The organism is Hydrogenophaga sp., from assembly GCF_036675665.1.
Lineage (GTDB): Bacteria > Pseudomonadota > Gammaproteobacteria > Burkholderiales > Burkholderiaceae_C > Hydrogenophaga.
The window spans coordinates 1-18613 of the sequence record NZ_JAKFEO010000116.1; the positions used below are offsets into that span (position 1 = coordinate 1).

Below are 18613 nucleotides of genomic sequence, written 5' to 3' on the forward strand. Positions count from 1 at the left end.
GCTCGCGATCCTGCTGGTGTTCCTGGTGCTGGCCGCGCAGTACGAAAGCCTCACGCTGCCGCTGTCCATCATCCTGATCGTGCCCATGGGCCTGCTCGCGGCCATGACCGGGGTGTGGCTGGATGGAGGTGACAACAACGTGTTCACGCAGATCGGGCTGATCGTGCTGGTGGGGCTGTCGGCGAAGAACGCGATCCTGATCGTGGAGTTCGCCCGCGAGCTGGAGTTTGCCGGCAGGTCGCCGGTGCAGGCCGCGATCGAAGCCAGCCGCCTGCGGCTGCGCCCCATCCTCATGACCTCGCTGGCTTTCGTGATGGGTGTGCTGCCGCTGGTGCTGGCCACCGGCGCGGGCGCCGAGATGCGCTCGGCCATGGGCGTGGCCGTGTTCGCCGGGATGATCGGCGTGACCGCGTTCGGCCTGTTCCTCACCCCCGTGTTCTACGTGCTGCTGCGCCGCCTGGCGGGCAACCGCCCACTCAAGCTGCACGGTGAAATCCCCCACGTCGAGGGCTTTGCCTCCGGCGGTGGCGGCACCGCGCGCCCGGTGCCCGCCGCCCCCCTGACCCATTGAAGACACAGAAGGTGCACACCATGAAAAAGCTCCATCACCTGTTGCCGCTGGCCGCCGCCCTGTTTCTGGCCGGCTGCGCCACCGCGCTGCCGCCGCTGCCGGCGCCGGTCGACACGCCACCGCAGTTCAAGGAACAGCGCCAGAACGAACGCTGGATCATCGCCCGGCCCGCCGAGGCCCAGAGCCGCGGCACCTGGTGGAAGGCGTTCAACGACCCGGTGCTCGACGACCTGGCCGAACGCGCCGGTGCGAACAACACCAGCATCCAGGAAGCCGCGGCCCGCCTGGCCCAGGCGCGCTCGCTGGTGCGCGGCGCCCAGGCCGACCGCGCGCCGCAGATCGGCGTGGGCGCTGGCGCGTCCCGCGGCGCCGGTGCCAACACCGCCAACGGCGCCACACCGGCCACGCTGCTGCAAGCCGGCGTGAACCTCTCGTACGAGGTGGACCTGTTCGGGCGGCTGGCGGGCGTGCGCGACGCCGCCGCGCTGGACGCGCAATCGCGCGAAGCCTTGCTGCAGAGCACGCGCCTGCTGGTGCAGGCCGAGGTGGCCCAGACCTACCTGGCGCTGCGCGCGGCCGACACCGAACGCGCCCTGGTGCAGGACACCGCCACCGCCTACGGCGACACGCTGCGCCTCACGCAGCGCCGCTTCGAGGCCGGTGACGTGGCCGAGCTCGACGTGATCCGCATCCAGACCGAACTGGCCGCCACCGAGGCCGAGGTGTTCGCGCTCAGCCGCAGCCGCGCCGCGCTGGAGAACGCGCTGGCCGTGCTGGTGGGCGAACCCGCCTCGGGCTTCGCGCTCGCCTCCAGCAGCGGCGCCCGCGCCCTGCCGGTGATCCCCGCCGGCGTGCCGGGCACGGTGCTCGCGCGCCGGCCCGACGTGGCCGCGGCGCAGGCCTCGCTGCTGGCCGCGCAGGCCCGCGTGGGCGTGGCCCAGGCCGCGTGGTTCCCCAGCGTGTCGCTCACGGGCGCCGCTGGGTACGCCTCGCCCGACATCGGCGACCTGTTCAAGTGGTCGGCCCGCGCCTGGGGCATCGGCGCGCTGATGTCCGTGCCGCTGTTCGACGGTGGCCGGCGCGAAGCCGGCGTGCAGGGCGCGCAGGCGCAGCTGGACGCCGCCGCCGCGAGCTACCGCGGCCAGGTGCTGAACGCCTTCCGCGAGGTCGAAGACCAGCTGTCGGCCCTGCGCCTGCTGCAGGACCAGTCGCTGGCCCAGGGCCGCGCGGTGAGCGCGGCGCAGCGCGCCAGCGCGATCTCGGAAACGCGTTACCGCAACGGCCTGGTGAGCCAGCTCGAGCTGCTGGACGCGCGCCGCAACGAACTGCTCAACCGCCGGCAGGCCCAGCGCGTGGAAGCGGCGCAGCAGCAGGCCACGGTGCTGCTGATCCGTGCACTCGGCGGCGGGTGGGACAAGGCGTGAGCCTGAGCGCCCGCCGGCCAACGCCGGAGCGTGACGGATGGCGGGATCAGTGTGGGCTCAGCGTTTCTGCAAAGCGCGAGGCATTGCGCATGTAGTGCAACGCACTGGCTTCCAGGTCGTCCATCTGCGCGCGAGTCAGTTCGCGCTTGAGCACGGCGGGTGCGCCAACGATCAGGCTGCCATCCGGGAAGGTCTTGCCCTCCGTCACCACGGCACCGGCCGCGACCAGGCAGCGCTTCCCGATGCGAGCACCATTGAGCACGACCGCACCGATGCCGATCAGCGATCCCTCGCCCACCGTGCAGCCATGCAACATGGCCTGGTGCCCCACGGTGACGTGATCGCCCAGTGTCAGTGGGAAACCGGGGTCCGAATGCAGGACCGCGCAGTCCTGCACGTTGGTCCCCTTGCCGATGTGCATGGGCTCGTTGTCGGCGCGCAAGACGGCGTTGAACCAGACGCTGGCACCCTCGGCCAGCGTCACGTTGCCGATGAGCTGCGCACCCGGAGCCACCCAGCTCCCGGCTTCACACACAGGTGCCATGGCACCCAGCTTCAAGATCGGCATGCTCAAACTCCCTGCTTCACTGGGGCACGACGCCGGCTTTCTTGACGAGCCCTGCGTACTTGACCATCTCCGACTTGAAATGGCCGAGCGCCGCTTCCGGTGTGCTCAGGGTGATGACGTTGCCCTGCTTGGCCATCGCCTCCTTGACCTCGGGTGTGGAGAACGCTGTCACGAAGGCAGCGTGAAGCCGCTTGACTTGATCGACGCTCAATCCCTTCGGTCCGACCGCCGCCACCCAGCCCTCGACCACGTAGTTGTCGAAGCCCTGCTCGACCGCTGTGGGAATCTGCGGCGCCGCGGCCACCCGGTTCGGCGTCGCCACGCACAGCGCGCGCACCCGGCCAGCCTCGATCTGGCCTCGGATGGCCGGCAGCGCCACGACCCCCCAGTCCACCTGGCCGCTCATGATGTCCGTCACCATCGGCCCGGTGCCGCGGTAGGGAATGTGGGTGGAGAAGGTGCCGGTGACGTCCTTGAACAGCTCGGCAGCGAGATGAAGAATGGTCCCGTTGCCCGCCGAGGCGAAGTTGTATTGGCCGGGGTTGGCCTTGAGCAGGGCCGCGAATTCACGCAAGTCCCTGGCCGGCACATGGGGGCTGACCACGAGCACCAGGGGCGAGGATCCGATGATGGTGATGGGGGTGATGTCACCCACGGGATCGAACGGCAGGGACTTGATCACCGACGGATAGATGACGTGGTTGTTCGAGACCAGGCTCAGCGTGAGGCCGTCGGGCGCGGAGCGAACCAGCGTCTGGGTGCCGATCACTCCACCGGCGCCCGGCAGGTTCTCGATCACCACCGTTTGCCCGAGCGCCTGGCCGAGCGCGTTGCCCGCCGCGCGCGCGATCGCGTCCACGCCGGAACCCGCGCTCACCGGCAGGACGAAGCGAACCGTCTGGCCCGCGGTTTGCGCCCATGCGGCGCTGCAGCTCAAGGCCACAGGGGTGGCGGCGAGGGCCATCAGGGCCTGCCGGCGGTGCATCGTGAAATTGACCATGTCTTGTCTCCTGTCGTTGGTTGTGATCGTCATGCCACGACAGCGCGTGCCCGCAGGCCGTCGATGTCGTCTCTCGAATAGCCCAGGGCCGCCAGCAAGTCCTCGCTGTGCTGCCCCAGGCGCGGCGGGTCCATCCGCACACCCAGGCGCTCCCCTTCCATCGTGATGGGAAACAGGGTTGTCTTGACGGTCTGGCCTGCTCTCGGCCCATCGGGCAAGCGCACATCGGCGAGGCCTCCGGTGGCCAGCAGGTGTTCGTCGTGCAGCAAATCTTCCGGCTTGCGAATGGGCGCAAAGGGCAAGCCGGCGCGCTCCATCAGCATCGACAGTTCCGCCGCGTCGCGCCGGGCCAGGCGCTCGCGCAAGGTGGCCAGCAAGGTTGATCGCCGCTCCACCCGCTGGTTGTTGGTGGCCAGGTCCGGGTCGGCCTTGAGATCGTCGAAGCCCAGCACGTCGCAGAACACGCGCCACTGGGCATCGCTGACCGCGGCCAGGAAGATCTGTTCTCCATGCAGGACGTCGAACACGTCGTAGACGGCCCAGGCCGAAATGCGCGCCGGCATGGGCGCGGCCGCTTGACCCGTGACCGCGTACTGCAGCATGTGCTGGCCGACGAGAAAGACATTGTTTTCATAGAGCGCGCTCTGCACCTCCATGCCTTTGCCGGTGATGCCACGCTGAATCAGCGCTCCCAAGGCACCGATGGCACCAAAGAGACCCCCCATGATGTCGTTGACGCTGGTGCCCGCGCGCAGCGGATCGCCCGGGCGTCCCGTCATGTAGGCCAGGCCGCCCATCATCTGCACGACCTCGTCCAGGGCCGTGCGGTGGTCGTAGGGACCGGGCAGAAAACCCTTGTGCGCCACATAGATGAGACGGGGATTCACCTGCGACAGCGCGGCATGGTCCAGGCCGTACTTGGCCATGGTGCCGGGCTTGAAGTTCTCCGCCACCACGTCGGCGCTGCCCGCCAGGCGCCGCGCCACCTCGGCACCTTCGGGCTGGTGCAGGTCGATGGCGATGCTTTTCTTGTTGCGGTTGAACATGGGAAAGAATCCAGCGCCCGCACCCAGCAGGAAGCGGGTGCGATCGCCATCGAGAGGCTCCACCTTGATGACCTCGGCGCCCAGGTCGGCCAGCACCATGCCGCAGGTCGGCCCCATCACCATGTGGGTGAACTCGACCACGCGCAAGCCCTTCAAGGGCTGCGGAACGCCTGCCGGATTCATGCGCTGACACTTTCAACATGGGTTGCCAGCATGGTCTTGGGCAACCCGGCGCGCCAGATGCTGCCGTGCAGGGTCTCACCCTCCAGCCAGCCGGCCACCTGCTGGCGCAAGCGCAACAGCGCGTCCAGATCCACACCGGTCGCCAGGCCCATGCTGTGCATGAGGTAGACGACGTCCTCCGTCGCCACGTTGCCGCTGGCACCGGGTGCATGCGGGCAGCCACCGATGCCGGCCAGGCAGGCATCGAAGCGGGTGATGCCGGTGTCCAGCGCCGCCATCACGTTGGCCAGGCCCAGGCCACGGGTGTCGTGGAAATGCCCGCAGGTCAGGCGGTCACCGGCGATCTTGAAGGTGCGTTCGAACAGGTCGCGCACCTGCCGCGGATCGGCGTAGCCCACCGTGTCGGCCAGGCCCACCTGGTCGGCCCCCGCGTCGAGCACGGCGGCAATCAGGCGCAACACCTCCTGCGGGTCGACATGGCCTTGAAGGGTGCAACCGAAGGCCGTGCTCATGCCCACTTCCAGCACGCAGCGCGAGCCCGAGGCATCGCGCTCGGCGCGAATGCGGGCGACCTCGGCCACCACCTCATCGGGGGTCTTGCGCAGATTCGCCAGGCTGTGGGCGTGGCTGGCCGAAATGGGCAGCAGCATCTGGTCGGCACCGCTGTCCAGGGCGGCCTGCGCCCCCTTGAGGTTGGGCACCAGGACCGAGGTCAGCAGACCCGGCAGCGTGCGGGCGAAAGCGACCAGTTGCGCGGTGTCGGCCAGCTGCGGCAACAAACGCGCGGGCACGAAGGAGCCCACCTCGATCTCGCGCAGTCCAGCGTCGTAGGCGCCGCGCAGCCAGGCCAGCTTCTGATCGGTGGGGAGCACCCGCGCGATGCTTTGCAAGCCGTCGCGCAGGCCCACTTCTCGAACCACGATGCCTGGGGTGGCTGCCATGAAACGTCTCCTGATCGTTGGGAATGGCCGCAGTCTAGGTTTTCCCAATGCTGGTCAGAAGCGGTAATAATTCCGCACAGGCATTCCGAACAGGAACATCTCAATCCCATGGCCACCAAAGACCTCGACCTGACCACCCTGCGCCTGTTCGTGGCCGTCTGCGACGCCCGCAACATCGCCCATGCAGCGGAACGCGAACACCTGGTCGGTTCGGCGGTGAGCAAGCGCATGGCGCAACTGGAGCTGCAGATGGGCACCCCGCTGCTGGTGCGCAAGCGCCATGGCGTGGCGCCCACGCCCGCCGGGGAGACGCTGCTGGAATACGCGCGCGCCATGCTGGCCAGCGCCCGGCGGGTGGAGCAGGCCATGGCCGCCTACGCCTCAGGCGTCAGAGGCCAGGTCCGGCTGCTGGCGACCGCTTCGGTGATGGCCGAAGCCCTGGCCGACGACGTCGTGGCCTTCATGCAGCAACCCGCGCACGCCGACATCCGGGTGGACATCGAGGAGCGGTTCAGCCCCGAGGTGATCCGGGGCGTGCGCGACGGCGTGGCGTCGGTGGGCATCTGTTGGGATGCGATCGATTTCCAGGGTTTGACATCCCGCCCCTACCTGCGCGACCACCTCGGGGTGGTGGTGCATGCAAACCACCCCCTCGCCCGCCGGAAGCGGGTGGCCTTCGCGGACACGCTCGATTGGGAACACGTCAGCCTGCCGGCCACCAGCGCCGTGCAGGCCCTGCTCGAGCGTTCCGCGGCCCAGCACGGGCAGCGGCTGCGCACGCGCGTCATGGTGTCCAACTTCGAGGCCGCGCTTCGGGTCGCCCATGCGGGCCTGGCGATCTGCGTGGTGCCACAAGAGTTGCTGCGCGGTGCGGCGGGCGCCAGCCAACTGCACTTCGTCGCGCTCACCGATGCCTGGGCCCAGCGGCACTTCTCGCTGTGCTACCGCGACGACAGCACGCTTTCGGCGGCAGCCCGGTTGCTGGTGGACCACCTGGTGTCGGCGCACACCTGACGTCCCCCCATGCGCAGCGTTGCAGCGTGCCACGCCGGTGCGCGTGTCAAAAGCCCAAGGGCAGATCCGCCTTCTTCAGCGTGCGCAGCACGAAGCTGGAGCGGCTCTGGCGGATGCCCTTGATCTTGTAGAGCTTCTCGCGCAGCAAGCGCTCGTAGTCCTTGGTGTCTTTCACGACGACGCGCAGCAGGTAGTCGTAGTCGCCTGAGACGAGGTAGCACTCCAGCACCTCCGGGATCAACGCCAGGATCTCGCCGAACTTCTCCAACGTGTTGTCCGAGTGGCTGTCCAGCGTCACCTGCACCAGCACGGTGTCGTTCAAGCCCAGCGCCTGCGGGTTCAGCCGCACGGTGTAGCCCTCGATCACGCCGGCTTCTTCCATCCGCTTGATGCGCGTCCAGCAGGGCGTGCTGCTGAGCCCGACCTTGTCGCTGATGCTCTGCAGGCTGGCCCTCCCGTCCTGCTGGAGCACGGAAAGAATCTTCAGATCGAGCTTATCCACTGCGAATCTCCAATATGGCGGAAGGATTTTCTGATTATCTGCCAAGCTTGCGCGACAACAGAACACTTTTGACGGCCAAAGCCGGAAGAATCCGATGTCGCCATCCCTTTCGATCCATCCCGCACCATGACCGCCCTTGACACCCCTCTTCACCCGCTCCACCTGCTCGTCGACGAGTGCCCGGCGCCCACCACGATCACGGGCGCCGCGCTGCTGATCCGCACGCTGCTCGATCTCGGCGTGGACACGGTGTTCGGGTACCCGGGCGGCGCGGTGCTGCCGCTCTACGACGCTCTGCACGGCGAGCCCCGCCTGCGCCATGTGCTGGTGCGCCACGAGCAAGCCGCCGTGCACGCGGCACAAGGTTATGCGCGTACCACCGGCAAACCCGGCGTGGTGTTCGTGACCTCCGGACCGGGCATGAGCAACACCACCACCGGGCTGCTGGACGCGCTGAGCGATTCCATTCCCGTGCTGTGCATCAGCGGGCAGGTGGCCACCACGGTGATCGGCACCAACGCCTTCCAGGAGTGCGATGCGCTGGGCATCTCGCGCAGCGTCACCAAATGGAACGTGCAGATCCGCCAGGTGGACGCCATCGTCGACACACTGCGCCAGGCCTGGCGCCGGGTCACCACCGGCCGCCCCGGGCCCGTGCTGGTGGACTTTCCCAAGGACATCCAGCTGCAGGACGCGCCTGCCGCGGTGACCCCCTCGCCCGCTCCGCGCGGCGCCGGCCGCAGCGAAACACCGCTGCCGCGGAACCAGCTGAAGCTCGCCGCCGAACTGATCGCCAACGCGAGGCGACCGGTCTTCTACGGCGGCGGTGGCCTGATCAACTCGGGCCCGGTGGCGTGCCGGCTGTTCGCCGAGCTGGTGCGCGAAACCGGCGCACCCTGCACCCTGACGCTGTTGGGGCTGGGCGCGTTCCCGGGCAGAGACCCGCAGTTTCTCGGCATGCTGGGCATGCACGGCACGCTGGAGGCCAACCTCGCGATGCACCACGCCGACCTGGTGATCAACGTCGGCGCCCGCTTCGACGACCGCATCACCGGCACGCTCGATGCGTTCTGTCCGAACGCGAAGAAGATCCACATCGACATCGACCCCGGCTCGATCAACAAGGTGGTCCAGGTCGACGTGCCCATCACGGCCGATTGCGAAGCGGCGCTGGAGCACCTGCTCGGCAGCCTGAAGAAAAGCCGGTTCCCGCCATCCCGCCTCGATCCGTGGTGGGCGCAGATCCAGACCTGGCGCGACCGCGATTGCCTGGCCTTCGAGGACCGGTCCGACGCGATCCTGCCGCAGCGCCTGCTCAGCAGCCTGAACCGGCAACTGCAAGGCACGGGTGCCATCGTCAGCACCGACGTCGGGCAGCACCAGATGTGGTCCGCTCAGTACCTGCAGGTGGATGCACCGATGCGCTGGCTCACCTCGGGCGGCGCGGGCACCATGGGCTATGGCCTGCCGGCCGCCATCGGCGCCCAGGTGGCCCACCCGGACAAGCTGGTGGTCTGCGTCAGCGGCGACGCCAGCATCCTGATGAACATCCAGGAGCTGTCCACCGCCCGCCAGCACGGCACACCCGTCAAGGTCGTGCTCTGCAACAACGGCCACATGGGCATGGTGCGCCAGTGGCAGCAGCTCATCCACGGCGGCCGCTACAGCCACAGCTACACGGCGTCGTTGCCCGACTTCGTGGCCCTGGCCCGCTCGTTCGGCTGGCAGAGCGCGCGGGTGGAACGGCCCGAGGACCTCGAAGCCGCGCTCGCGGCCTGCCTGGCCTCGACGGAGCCCTACTTTCTGGATGTGGTCGTGGCGTCCGCGGAGAACTGTTTCCCGATGATGCCCGCGGGCCGCGGCCACCACGAAATCCTGTTGAAGGAAGGTGTCTGGTACCGGCCCTGATTCCGCGCGAATCGCCTGCGTTCACTGCCAACCTGGGCATCAGGCACTGGCAGTCGCCGCCCGGCTGCGCTCCAACGCCTTCTGGAAGTAGCCATTGACGGCGCACTCCACGTCATGCAGGAGCTCGTCGGCGTCGGGGCAAACGTCCTGCACCAGCAGGGCGTTTTTCACCAGCGCGTCGATGATGGCGAACGCGTTGAGCGCAGAGCGCTCCGGGTCCAGCTCCGCGGGCCAGTCAATCGCCACCGCGCAGGCATCACGCAACACCTGAACAAATGCCTTGTACAGCTCGCGGTACACCCCGGGCGGCGTGATGCGGCGCTCCAGCACCAGCAGGGCGCGCCATGGCGCGGCCTCGCCGAGCAGGGTGTGCACGTGCACCCGCGCCAGCACATGAACCGTCTCGGCCAGCGTGCGCGGCACCCCTGTGGCGCAGGCGGCCTGCGTGTCGGCAGCGAGCCTGCGCAGCCGGCTGCGCACGGTGACCGCGGCGATCGAGTCCTTGCCCGGAAAGTACAGGTAGAGCGTGCCCAGGCCCACCCCGGCCAGGGTGGCGATGTCGCGGATCGACACCTGCTCGTAGCCGTGCTCGACCACCAGCAGCAGAAAGGCGTCCTGGATCGCACCCGAGGTCATCCAGGCGCGCGACTGCGACGGCTTGCGACGCGGTTTGACGATCAGGTTCATGGGACTCTGTGCCGGTGGCGGGAAAGCAGTCACTCTACGCCCTGCTGCGGGGCTTTTTGCGTGTCCCGCGCCACGCAAAGCTGAACACCCCTGCCCGGCCATGCTGCCCGGTGCGGGCCGCGCCGGGCAGCGCCACGCCTTTCACGGCCACCCGAAACCCGAACACCCTGGCCGTGCATCTCCCCTAAGCTCGATCCACCGGCTGCGGACGCCGCCGCCCTCCCGATGCTGCGACAAGGACCCCCCATGAGCACCACCAACCCATCCCCCATGCCGGCCACCCTGGCCGATCTGGTGCAGCGCCTCGACCAGACGCGCCAGACCGGCGTGCGCGAGATGGGGGATGCCACGGGCACCGTGGCCGTGGGCCACTACAACGACCCGCTGCACTGGCAGCGCGAGCAGGACGCGCTGTTCGCGCAGTGGCCCGTCGTGGCCGCGCACAGCGCGGAGCTGCCGGCCGGATCGGCCCTGCCCTTCGATGCACTGGGCGTGCCCATCGTATTGACCCGGTCGGCCGATGGCCGCGCGCGCGCGTTCTTCAACGTCTGCCGGCACCGTGGCATGGCACTGATCGCGGCTGGCGGACCACAACCCGCGCAGGCCAGGGCCTGCCGATCGCTGGTCTGCCCCTACCACGGCTGGGCCTACGAGCTCGACGGGCGCCTGCGCCACCGCCTGCACGCCGAGACCTTCGACGGCCTCGACCCGGCCACGCTGAACCTGGTCGAACTGCCCTGCGACGAGGCGGGCGGGCTGATCTTCGTGAAGCGCACGCCCGGCCCCGCGTTTTCGGCGGCGGCCTTTCTGCAGGGACTGGACGCCCACATGGACTGGATGGGACTGGCCGACATGCAGGTGTTCCGCAAGGTCGACCATGTGTATCCGGCGAACTGGAAGCTGACGGTCGATGCGTTTCTGGAGGGCTATCACATCCGCGTCCTGCACCGCGACACGATCTACCCGTTCTTTGCCGATGCCTTCACGGTCGCCCTGCATGCCGGGCCGCACCAGGATTCGCTGGTCGCGCGGCGCGCGGCCTTCGAAGCCTTCGAGTCCCCGGGCAACCGCGCGGAGCTGTGCCGGCTGGCAACGCCGACCCAGTTCGTCTTCCCCAACACCTTCCTGATCTGGCACCCCGACTACGTGAGCCTGATCGGCATGTTCTCGCCGGCCGTGGACCAGGTCCGCTGGGTGCACACCATGCTGATCCCACCCGATCGCACCGGCGAGGACTGGACCCCGCACTGGGAGAAGACCTTCCGCCTGATCGAGCAGACCGTGTTCCAGCAGGAAGACATCGCCACGGCGGTGGCGATCCAGCGCGGCCTCGCCAGCGGCGCCAACGCCGGTCTGCACGCCGGCCGGCTCGAACACGAACTGCTGCGCTTCCATCGCGGTGTCGACGCAGCGGTCGAAGGCAGCTTGTCGCCGGCGGCCTGAATTCGGGCCGGCGCGGCCTTCCCCTCCCCCCCTGTTTCAAGGGAAAACCATGAGCGGAAATCCCCCCTTAATTTGTATGATGACCATATAACCAGACACCCAAAGACCCCATCCACACCCATGAGCGACGCCCTGCAAGCGCCCGAACGCCTCACCGACAAACTGGCCGGCCTGTTGCTGCAGCGCATCGAGTCCGGGGAGCTGGCGCCCGACGAACGCCTGCCCACCGAGCAGCGCCTGGCCGAGCAATTCGGGGTGTCGCGCACCGTGGTGCGCGAAGCGGTCAGCCGGCTCAAGTCCATCGGCCTGCTCACCTCGCGCCAGGGCTCCGGCGTGTTCGTGGCGCCGCGCCACCAGGCGCGCGCCCTGGCCTTTGACCCCCTGGTGGTCACGTCCATGGAGAGCGTGCTGCAGGTGGTGGAGGTGCGCCGCGGGCTGGAGGCCGACGTGGCCGCCCTGGCCGCCCAACGCATGACCCCGGAGAAGGCGCGCGCGATCGCGCAGGCGCTGGAACACCTGGAGGCCTGCCCGCCCCAGGGCGTCGAAGGCGTGGAGGCCGACCTGGCCTTTCACCGCAGCATCGCCCGCGCCACCGAAAACCCGCACTACGAACGCCTGCTGGGCTTCCTGGAGCAGTACCAGCGCGAAGCCATGTGCGTGACGCGCACCAACGAAGCGCTGGACAGCGGCTACATGGTGGAGGTGCGCGAAGAACACCGCGCCATCGCCGAAGCCGTGATGCGCGGCGACGTGCTCGCGGCGCGGCAGGCCGCCATGCTGCACATGCACAACGCGGCGAGGCGTCTGAACAACGCCGCACCCCCCATCCGCCGCGCCCTCGGCGCGATGCTGACCCCTTCCCCACCCGGTTTTTCCTCATGAGCGACGTTTCCACACACACACTCGGCGTCATCGGCCTGGGCTCCATGGGCATGGGCGCCGCGCTCTCGGCGCTGCGCCAGGGCGTGCCCACCTGGGGCTGCGACCCGCGCGCCGAAGCCCGCGCAGCCTTCGAGCAGGCGGGTGGCCGCGCCACCGCCAGCGTCGCCGAACTGGCCAGCCACTGCGACGTGGTGCTGGTGCTGGTGGTCAACGCCGCGCAGACCGACGACGTGCTGTTCGGCGCGCAAGGCGTGGCATCGTCATTGAAGCGCGGCGGTGTGGTGGTGTGTTCGGCCACGGTCGACCCCGCCCTGCCCCCGGTGTGGGAACAGCGCCTGCTGGAGACCGGCCACTGGCTGATCGACGGCCCGGTCTCGGGCGGTGCGAAGAAGGCCGCTGCGGGGCAGATGACCGTCATGGCCTCGGGCCAGCCCGAAGCCTTCGCCGCCGCGGGCAGCGTGCTTGAAGCCTTCGCCGGCAAGGTCTACCGCCTGGGCGACAAGGCGGGCATCGGCTCCACGGTGAAGATGGTCAACCAGCACCTGGCGGGCGTGCACATCGCCACCGCCTGCGAAGCCATGGCCCTGGGCATGCGCGCCGGTGCCGAGCCGCGCCAGCTCTATGAGGTGATCTGCAACTCCGCCGGCATGAGCTGGATGTTCGAGAACCGCGTGCCCCACATCCTGGACGGTGACTACACACCGCTGTCGGCGGTGAACATCTTCGTGAAGGACCTGGGCATCGTGCTCGACGCGGCGCGCCAGCTCAAGTTTCCCTTGCCGCTGGCGGCCGCCGCGCACCAGCTCTACCTGGCCACCGCGGCCATGGGCCTGGGCGGTGAAGACGACTCGGCCGTTGTGAAGTACTACGCACAGCTGACCGGCATCGACCTGCCGGCACCGCAGAAGGCCGCCGCATGATTCTGGGCGTCATCGCGGACGACTTCACCGGCGCCACCGACGTGGCCAGCATGCTGGTGCGCGCCGGCATGCACACCGTGCAGGTGCTGGGCGTGCCCGACGGCGGCCTGCCAGCGGCCGACGCGGTGGTGATCGCGCTCAAGACCCGCACCATCGCGCCCGCCGACGCGGTCGCCCAAAGTCTGGCGGCGCTGGCCGCCTTGCGCGCCGCGGGCGCACGGCAGATCTATTTCAAGTACTGCTCGACCTTCGACTCCACGCCGCAGGGCAACATCGGCCCGGTCACCGACGCGCTCATGGCCGCACTGGGCACGGACTTCACGATCGCCTGCCCCGCCTTCCCGGAGAACGGCCGCACCGTGTTCCGCGGCCACCTGTTCGTGGGCGATGCGCTGCTGAGCGACTCGGGCATGCGCCACCACCCGCTCACGCCCATGACGGATGCGAACCTCGTGCGCGTGCTGCAGGCGCAAACGCAGCAGACCGTGGGCCTGCTGCGCCACGACGCGCTGGATGGCGGCAGGCCGACCGCTCAGGAGCGCATCACGCATCTGCGCACCGACGGCGTGAAGATCGCCGTGGCCGACGCGGTGAGCAACACCCACCTGCTGACGCTGGCCGACGCCTGCGCCGAGCTGCCCCTGCTCACCGCCGGCTCGGGCGTGGCCCTGGGCCTGCCACCCGCCTACGCCAGGCGCGGCTGGTTCACGCCCGACGCCAACGCCGCCGAGCTGGACCGCCTGCAAGGCCCCGCCGCCGTGGTCTCGGGTTCGTGTTCGGAAGCCACCAACGCTCAGGTCGCGCAGTGGATGGCCGCTGGCCGTGCCACGCTGCAGATCGACCCGTTGGCGCTGCACGAAGGCCGGCAGACCGCCGAGGCTGTGCTGGCCCAGGCCACGCAGGCGCTGGCGCAAGGCCCCGTGCTGGTCTATGCCACCGCCACACCCGAGAGCGTGCGCGCCGTGCAGCAAACCCTGGGCGTGCAGGCCGCTGGCGGCTTGGTGGAACACGCACTGGCCCACATCGCCAAGGGTCTGGTGCAAGCCGGCGTGCGCCGCCTGGTGGTGGCGGGCGGTGAAACGTCGGGCGCGGTGGTGCAGGCGCTGGGCGTGCGGCAGTTGCGCATTGGCGCGGCCATCTGCCCGGGCGTGCCGTGGACACAATCGACGTTGCCCGGCAGCGGCGAGGCGGTGCAGCTGGCGCTCAAGTCGGGCAACTTCGGTGGCGTCGATTTCTTCGCACAAGCCCTGCAGCAAGCGGGCGTGGCGCTGTGAGCCATCCGCACTGGCCCGCCACCCAGGACGCCGTGCGGGCCGACATCGCGCGCGTGGGCGCCAGCCTGTTCCAGCGGGGTCTGGCGCATTCCACCGCCGGCAACATCAGCGTGCGCCTCACCGCCGAGCAGGGCGGTGGTTTTCTCATCACGCCCACCGATGCCTGCCTGGGCTTTCTCGACCCCGCCCAACTGGCCTGGGTGGGTGAAGACGGCGGTGCCCTGGGCGGCGCCCGCGCGAGCAAGACCCTCACCCTGCACCGGCGGATCTACGCCGCGACACCCGACGCGCATTGTGTTCTGCACACCCATTCCACCCACCTCGTGGCGCTCACGCTGCAAGGCGTCTGGCGCAGCGACGACATCCTGCCGCCGCTCACGCCCTACCAGGTGATGAAGGTGGGCCACGTGCCGCTGGTGCCGTACCGCGTGCCGGGCGATGCGGGCGTGGCCGACGAGGTCGCCGCCCTCATCGCCCAGGCCCGGCGGCCCCTGCGCGCGGTGATGCTCGAACGCCTGGGCCCCACGGTGTGGCACGACAGCCCCGGCAGCGCCATGGCGCTGCTCGAAGAACTCGAAGAAACCGCGCGCCTGTGGTTGCTCACGGAACGCCGGCCCGACCCCCTGACCGACGCGCAAGTCGATGACTTGCGCAGTCGCTTCAACGCCCCCTGGTAAACACGAATCCCGCCATGCCCCGCTTCGCCGCCAACCTGTCCATGATGTACACCGAGCTGCCGTTCCTCGACCGCTTTGCCGCGGCCGCGCGCGACGGCTTCGATGCGGTGGAGTACCTGTTTCCCTACGAACACGCGCCGGCCGACATCGGCGCGCGCCTGAAGGACCACGGCCTCACGCAAGCGTTGTTCAACCTGCCGCCGGGTGACTGGGCCGCCGGTGAGCGCGGCATGGCCTGCCACCCCGGGCGCGAGGCCGAGTTCGCCGCCGCACTGGAGCAGGCCCTGCCTTACATCGAGGCCACGGGTTGCCAGCGCGTGCACGCCATGGCGGGGCTTGTGCCCGCCGGCAGCGATGCCGCCGCGCGCCATGCCACCTATGTGGCCAACCTGCGCCACGCCGCCGCGCGCCTGGCGCCGCTGGGCGTGAGCCTGCTGATCGAACCCATCAACAGCCGCGACATGCCGGGCTACTTCCTCAGCCTGCAGCAGCAGGCGCACGACGTGCTGGCCGAGGTGGGCGCACCCAACCTGAAGGTGCAGATGGACCTCTACCACTGCCAGATCATGGAAGGCGATTTGAGCAAGCGCCTGCAAAAGCATTTCGCCGGCGTGGGCCACATCCAGATCGCGGGCGTGCCCGACCGCCACGAGCCCGACGGCGGCGAAGTGAACTTCCCCCACCTCTTCGATCTGCTCGACACCCTCGGCTTTGATGGCTTCGTGGGCTGCGAATACCGCCCCAAGGCCGGCACCAGCGAAGGCCTGGGCTGGCTGCGCCGCTACCAGTCCTCACAGAAAGCAATGGCATGAAGATCCTCATCACCGGCGGCGCCGGCTTCCTCGGCGACCGACTCGCCCGCACCCTGCTGCAGACCGGCACGCTGCGCGCTCAGGCCATCACGCAGCTGATGCTGGCCGACCTGGTGGCCCCACGCGATGCAGCCCTGCTGGCCGACCCGCGCGTGCGGCACCATGCGGGCGACCTGCTGGCGAACATCCCCACCCTGATGGCCGAGCGTTGGGATGCCGTGTTCCACCTGGCTTCGGCCGTGTCGGGCGAATGCGAGGCCAACTTCGACCTGGGCCTGCACGCCAACCTGGACACCACGCGCAGCCTGCTCGACGCCTGCCGCGCGCAAACCCTCGCCGGCCATCCACCGCCGGTGTTCTTTTTCTCGAGTTCGGTCGCGGTGTTCGGCAGCGACGCCGCCGTGCCCCTGCCCGCCGTGGTGCGCGACGACACCTTGCCCACGCCGCAATCGAGCTACGGCATCCACAAGTTCGTGTGCGAACAACTGGTGGCCGACTACACCCGCAAGGGTTTCATCGACGGCCGCGCGGCGCGCCTCATGACCGTGTCGGTGCGCCCGGGGCGCCCCAATGGTGCGGCCTCGGGCTTCCTCTCCGGCCTGTTCCGCGAACCGCTGGCGGGCCTGCCCAGCGTGTGCCCGGTGGATCTGGACACGCGCGTGGCGCTGTCCTCACCGGCCAACACGGTGGCGGGCATCGTGGCGGTGGCCGAAGCCAGCCGCGAAGCCTTTGGCGGCCGCACCGCGCTCAACCTGCCGGCGCTCACCGTGAGCGTGCGCGAGATGCTGAGCGCGTTCGAGACCCTGGCCGGCCCCGAGGTGATGCACCTGGTGACCCATGTGCCCGACGCCGCGATTGCCGGCATCGTGGCCGCCTGGCCGGCGCGCTTCGAAAGCGTGCGCGCACCGCGCCTGGGCCTTGCGGCCGACGCCAGCTTCACCACCGTGCTGCAGCAGTACGTGCAGGACCACCCCGACGCCGTGCGCCACCCCGGGGCACGCGCGCGGCTGGGCCTGCCGCCGCTGGCCTGATCGCGCCCCATCTGTTTGCGTTCCCAGTTCCCTTTCCCCCCAACCACAACGGAGACACCGTCCATGAAACAACTCATCAAACCCATCGCTCTCGCCGCCATCCTGGCCGCCTCTGGCGCCGTGCAGGCCCAGACCGTGCTGAAGATCGGATACGCCACCTCGGCCACGTCGCACTACGGTGTCGGCTCCACCGTGTTCTGCGAAGAAATGGAGAAGGGCACGCAAGGCCGCTACAAGTGCCAGCAGTTCCCCAATTCGGCGCTCGGCGGTGAACGCGAGCAGATCGAAGCCGTGCAACTGGGCACGCAGGACATCGTCAACACCTCCACGGGCCCGCTGGGCAACTTCGTGCCCGAGGTCAAGATCGTGGACATCCCCTTCCTGTTCCGCGACTACGACCACGCGCGCAAGGTGATGGACGGCCCGATCGGCCAGGACCTGCAGAAGAAGATGGAAGCCAAGGGCCTGATCAACCTGGCCTGGACCGAGAACGGCTTCCGCCACATGACCAACAGCAAGCGCCCCATCAACCAGGCCTCCGACGCCAGCGGCCTGAAGATGCGCACGATGGAGAACAAGGTGCACATGGACGGCTACAAGACCTTCGGCATCCTGCCCACGCCCATGGCCTTCCCGGAGCTGTTCACCGCGCTGCAACAGGGCACGGTCGATGGTCAGGAAAACCCGATTCCGGTGATCCTGGCGTCCAAGTTCTCGCAAGTGCAGAAACACCTGTCGCTGACCGGCCACGTCTATTCGCCGGCCGCACTGATCCTCTCGCCCGCGGTGTGGAGCAAGCTGTCCGCCGCCGACAAGGCCGCCTTCACCGCCGCCGCCAAGAAAGGCGCCGCGGCCCAGCGCAAGAAGGTCAACGACGACGAGAACACCGGCATTGCGCAGCTCAAGAGCGATGGCATGCAGGTGGTGGAGAAGGTCAATGGCGAGAGCTTCCGCAAGGCCGTGGCACCGGCCTACGCAGGCTTCGCGAAAGAGTTCGGCGCCGACAGGATCGCGGCCATTCAAGCGGTCAAGTAACGCTCCCCCCTGCGCCGGGCCCGGTGGGCCCGTCTTCCCCCCTGAGGGGGGACAACACCTTGGGCCGGCGGAGCCGGACCCTTGGTGTTTCTGGTCTGGCTCCCCCTCGTTCGTTGCCGGGTCTGCTTTCTTTTTTCGCCTCGTTGCCGTTCGCCAGTTGATTGAAGCCTTCGCATGAAATCTCTCCTCCTTGCCGTCGACCGCCGCATCACCGGGCTGTGCCTGTCAGTGGCCTGCGCCATCCTGGCGGTGATTTCCTGTCTCGGCATGTGGCAGGTCATTGCCCGTTTTGTCTTCTCTCAACCATCAACGTGGACCGAGGAGATCATGCGCCGCCTGTTGATCTGGATGGTCATGCTCGGCACGGTGGTGGCGCTGCGCCAGGGTGCGCTGATCTCGGTGGACCTGATGCTGCGCCTCTCGCGCGGCGCGTGGCGCAGCACCGTGCGCTGGGCCATCACCGCGGTCAACCTGGCCTTCTTCTCGGTGGTGCTGTGGTTCGGCATCGACCTGGTCTGGCGCGTGCGCTTCCAGACCTTCGCCAGCCTGGACCTGTCCATGGCCTGGGCCTACGCCGCCGTTCCGGTGGGCGCCCTGCTCGGCCTGCTGGCCACCGTGGCGCACCACGCCGACCCGCACCACGATGAACTCAGCACCGCGCTGTGATGCCGTGACCGTACCCATGCGCCTGCAAC

General features: G+C 68.9%; 19 protein-coding genes. 13 read left to right on the forward strand and 6 right to left on the reverse strand.

The window, feature by feature from the left end:
* Together V6M63_RS24150 and V6M63_RS24155 are read left to right on the forward strand one after the other, a co-directional pair.
* Positions 1 to 571: efflux RND transporter permease subunit (locus tag V6M63_RS24150; RefSeq protein WP_332746085.1), on the forward strand; the 571-nt coding region annotated here is incomplete at its 5' end.
* A 20-nt stretch (positions 572 to 591) separates the two neighbouring features.
* Complete coding sequence (locus tag V6M63_RS24155) at positions 592 to 1995, forward strand: efflux transporter outer membrane subunit (protein ID WP_332746086.1); 1404 nt, start codon at positions 592 to 594, stop codon at positions 1993 to 1995.
* Between the two features lie 46 nt (positions 1996 to 2041).
* Here the strand turns inward: V6M63_RS24155 and V6M63_RS24160 are convergent, their stop codons facing one another.
* Genes V6M63_RS24160 through V6M63_RS24175 form a run of 4 tightly spaced genes read right to left on the reverse strand, consistent with a single transcriptional unit; the run spans position 2042 to position 5733 of the window.
* On the reverse strand, positions 2042 to 2563 hold the full coding sequence (locus V6M63_RS24160; protein WP_332746087.1) for a gamma carbonic anhydrase family protein: 522 nt from the start codon (positions 2561 to 2563) through the stop codon (positions 2042 to 2044).
* 16 nt (positions 2564 to 2579) lie between these two features.
* A complete protein-coding gene (locus V6M63_RS24165) occupies positions 2580 to 3563 on the reverse strand; it encodes a Bug family tripartite tricarboxylate transporter substrate binding protein (protein WP_332746088.1) in 984 nt (327 codons plus the stop codon).
* 29 nt (positions 3564 to 3592) lie between these two features.
* Entirely contained in the window at positions 3593 to 4792 is a 1200-nt protein-coding gene (locus V6M63_RS24170; protein ID WP_332746090.1) for a CaiB/BaiF CoA transferase family protein, read from the reverse strand.
* Positions 4789 to 5733, reverse strand: coding sequence for a hydroxymethylglutaryl-CoA lyase (locus V6M63_RS24175; protein ID WP_332746092.1), 945 nt, complete (start codon positions 5731 to 5733; stop codon positions 4789 to 4791). The genes V6M63_RS24170 and V6M63_RS24175 overlap by 4 nt, the downstream gene beginning before the upstream one ends.
* A 108-nt stretch (positions 5734 to 5841) precedes the next feature.
* Between V6M63_RS24175 and V6M63_RS24180 the strand changes: the two genes are divergently transcribed.
* Positions 5842 to 6747, forward strand: coding sequence for a LysR family transcriptional regulator (locus tag V6M63_RS24180; RefSeq protein ID WP_332746094.1), 906 nt, complete (start codon positions 5842 to 5844; stop codon positions 6745 to 6747).
* Positions 6748 to 6793: 46 nt separating this feature from the next.
* Here V6M63_RS24180 and V6M63_RS24185 read toward each other — a convergent pair whose 3' ends face one another.
* The gene (locus tag V6M63_RS24185; RefSeq protein WP_332746096.1) at positions 6794 to 7249 is read right to left on the reverse strand and encodes an Lrp/AsnC family transcriptional regulator; all 456 of its coding nucleotides are present in this window, start codon (positions 7247 to 7249) and stop codon (positions 6794 to 6796) included.
* A gap of 126 nt (positions 7250 to 7375) precedes the next feature.
* On the opposite strand from V6M63_RS24185, the gene ilvB reads away from it, so the two are divergent.
* Complete coding sequence (gene ilvB, locus V6M63_RS24190) at positions 7376 to 9157, forward strand: biosynthetic-type acetolactate synthase large subunit (RefSeq protein WP_332746098.1); 1782 nt, start codon at positions 7376 to 7378, stop codon at positions 9155 to 9157.
* Positions 9158 to 9196: 39 nt separating this feature from the next.
* Here the strand turns inward: ilvB and V6M63_RS24195 are convergent, their stop codons facing one another.
* Entirely contained in the window at positions 9197 to 9844 is a 648-nt protein-coding gene (locus tag V6M63_RS24195) for a TetR/AcrR family transcriptional regulator (RefSeq protein ID WP_332746099.1), read from the reverse strand.
* Between the two features lie 246 nt (positions 9845 to 10090).
* Between V6M63_RS24195 and V6M63_RS24200 the strand changes: the two genes are divergently transcribed.
* The 9 genes from V6M63_RS24200 to V6M63_RS24240 all read left to right on the forward strand — a co-directional run bounded on the left by V6M63_RS24200 (position 10091) and on the right by V6M63_RS24240 (position 18584).
* Positions 10091 to 11287, forward strand: a complete 1197-nt coding sequence (locus V6M63_RS24200) for an aromatic ring-hydroxylating oxygenase subunit alpha (RefSeq protein ID WP_332746100.1) — start codon at positions 10091 to 10093, stop codon at positions 11285 to 11287.
* Positions 11288 to 11407: 120 nt separating this feature from the next.
* Entirely contained in the window at positions 11408 to 12169 is a 762-nt protein-coding gene (locus tag V6M63_RS24205; RefSeq protein ID WP_332746102.1) for a FadR/GntR family transcriptional regulator, read from the forward strand.
* Positions 12166 to 13089 carry an L-threonate dehydrogenase gene (ltnD, locus tag V6M63_RS24210; RefSeq protein WP_332746104.1) on the forward strand — a complete coding sequence of 308 codons (924 nt, stop codon included), beginning with the start codon at positions 12166 to 12168 and terminating at the stop codon, positions 13087 to 13089. The genes V6M63_RS24205 and ltnD overlap by 4 nt, the downstream gene beginning before the upstream one ends.
* Entirely contained in the window at positions 13086 to 14363 is a 1278-nt protein-coding gene (gene otnK, locus V6M63_RS24215) for a 3-oxo-tetronate kinase (RefSeq protein ID WP_332746106.1), read from the forward strand. The genes ltnD and otnK overlap by 4 nt, the downstream gene beginning before the upstream one ends.
* On the forward strand, positions 14360 to 15040 hold the full coding sequence (locus tag V6M63_RS24220) for a class II aldolase/adducin family protein (RefSeq protein ID WP_332746107.1): 681 nt from the start codon (positions 14360 to 14362) through the stop codon (positions 15038 to 15040). The genes otnK and V6M63_RS24220 overlap by 4 nt, the downstream gene beginning before the upstream one ends.
* A 14-nt stretch (positions 15041 to 15054) precedes the next feature.
* A complete protein-coding gene (gene otnI, locus V6M63_RS24225) occupies positions 15055 to 15852 on the forward strand; it encodes a 2-oxo-tetronate isomerase (protein WP_332746109.1) in 798 nt (265 codons plus the stop codon).
* Positions 15849 to 16883 carry a D-erythronate dehydrogenase gene (denD, locus tag V6M63_RS24230; protein ID WP_332746111.1) on the forward strand — a complete coding sequence of 345 codons (1035 nt, stop codon included), beginning with the start codon at positions 15849 to 15851 and terminating at the stop codon, positions 16881 to 16883. The genes otnI and denD overlap by 4 nt, the downstream gene beginning before the upstream one ends.
* Positions 16884 to 16946: 63 nt before the next feature.
* The gene (locus tag V6M63_RS24235; protein WP_332746112.1) at positions 16947 to 17918 is read left to right on the forward strand and encodes a TRAP transporter substrate-binding protein; all 972 of its coding nucleotides are present in this window, start codon (positions 16947 to 16949) and stop codon (positions 17916 to 17918) included.
* Positions 17919 to 18092: 174 nt separating this feature from the next.
* Positions 18093 to 18584 (forward strand): TRAP transporter small permease, encoded by a 492-nt coding sequence (locus V6M63_RS24240; protein WP_332746113.1) that lies wholly within the window; start codon positions 18093 to 18095, stop codon positions 18582 to 18584.
* The last annotated feature ends 29 nt before the right edge of the window (positions 18585 to 18613 follow it).

Coding starts and splice junctions, on each gene's coding strand:
- V6M63_RS24155 (WP_332746086.1), top strand. CDS start 592: ATGAAAAAGCTCCATCACCTGTTGCCGCTGGCCGCCGCCCTGTTTCTG.
- V6M63_RS24160 (WP_332746087.1), bottom strand. CDS start 2,563: ATGCCGATCTTGAAGCTGGGTGCCATGGCACCTGTGTGTGAAGCCGGG.
- V6M63_RS24165 (WP_332746088.1), bottom strand. CDS start 3,563: ATGGTCAATTTCACGATGCACCGCCGGCAGGCCCTGATGGCCCTCGCC.
- V6M63_RS24170 (WP_332746090.1), bottom strand. CDS start 4,792: ATGAATCCGGCAGGCGTTCCGCAGCCCTTGAAGGGCTTGCGCGTGGTC.
- V6M63_RS24175 (WP_332746092.1), bottom strand. CDS start 5,733: ATGGCAGCCACCCCAGGCATCGTGGTTCGAGAAGTGGGCCTGCGCGAC.
- V6M63_RS24180 (WP_332746094.1), top strand. CDS start 5,842: ATGGCCACCAAAGACCTCGACCTGACCACCCTGCGCCTGTTCGTGGCC.
- ilvB (WP_332746098.1), top strand. CDS start 7,376: ATGACCGCCCTTGACACCCCTCTTCACCCGCTCCACCTGCTCGTCGAC.
- V6M63_RS24195 (WP_332746099.1), bottom strand. CDS start 9,844: ATGAACCTGATCGTCAAACCGCGTCGCAAGCCGTCGCAGTCGCGCGCC.
- V6M63_RS24200 (WP_332746100.1), top strand. CDS start 10,091: ATGAGCACCACCAACCCATCCCCCATGCCGGCCACCCTGGCCGATCTG.
- V6M63_RS24205 (WP_332746102.1), top strand. CDS start 11,408: ATGAGCGACGCCCTGCAAGCGCCCGAACGCCTCACCGACAAACTGGCC.
- ltnD (WP_332746104.1), top strand. CDS start 12,166: ATGAGCGACGTTTCCACACACACACTCGGCGTCATCGGCCTGGGCTCC.
- otnK (WP_332746106.1), top strand. CDS start 13,086: ATGATTCTGGGCGTCATCGCGGACGACTTCACCGGCGCCACCGACGTG.
- otnI (WP_332746109.1), top strand. CDS start 15,055: ATGCCCCGCTTCGCCGCCAACCTGTCCATGATGTACACCGAGCTGCCG.
- denD (WP_332746111.1), top strand. CDS start 15,849: ATGAAGATCCTCATCACCGGCGGCGCCGGCTTCCTCGGCGACCGACTC.
- V6M63_RS24235 (WP_332746112.1), top strand. CDS start 16,947: ATGAAACAACTCATCAAACCCATCGCTCTCGCCGCCATCCTGGCCGCC.
- V6M63_RS24240 (WP_332746113.1), top strand. CDS start 18,093: ATGAAATCTCTCCTCCTTGCCGTCGACCGCCGCATCACCGGGCTGTGC.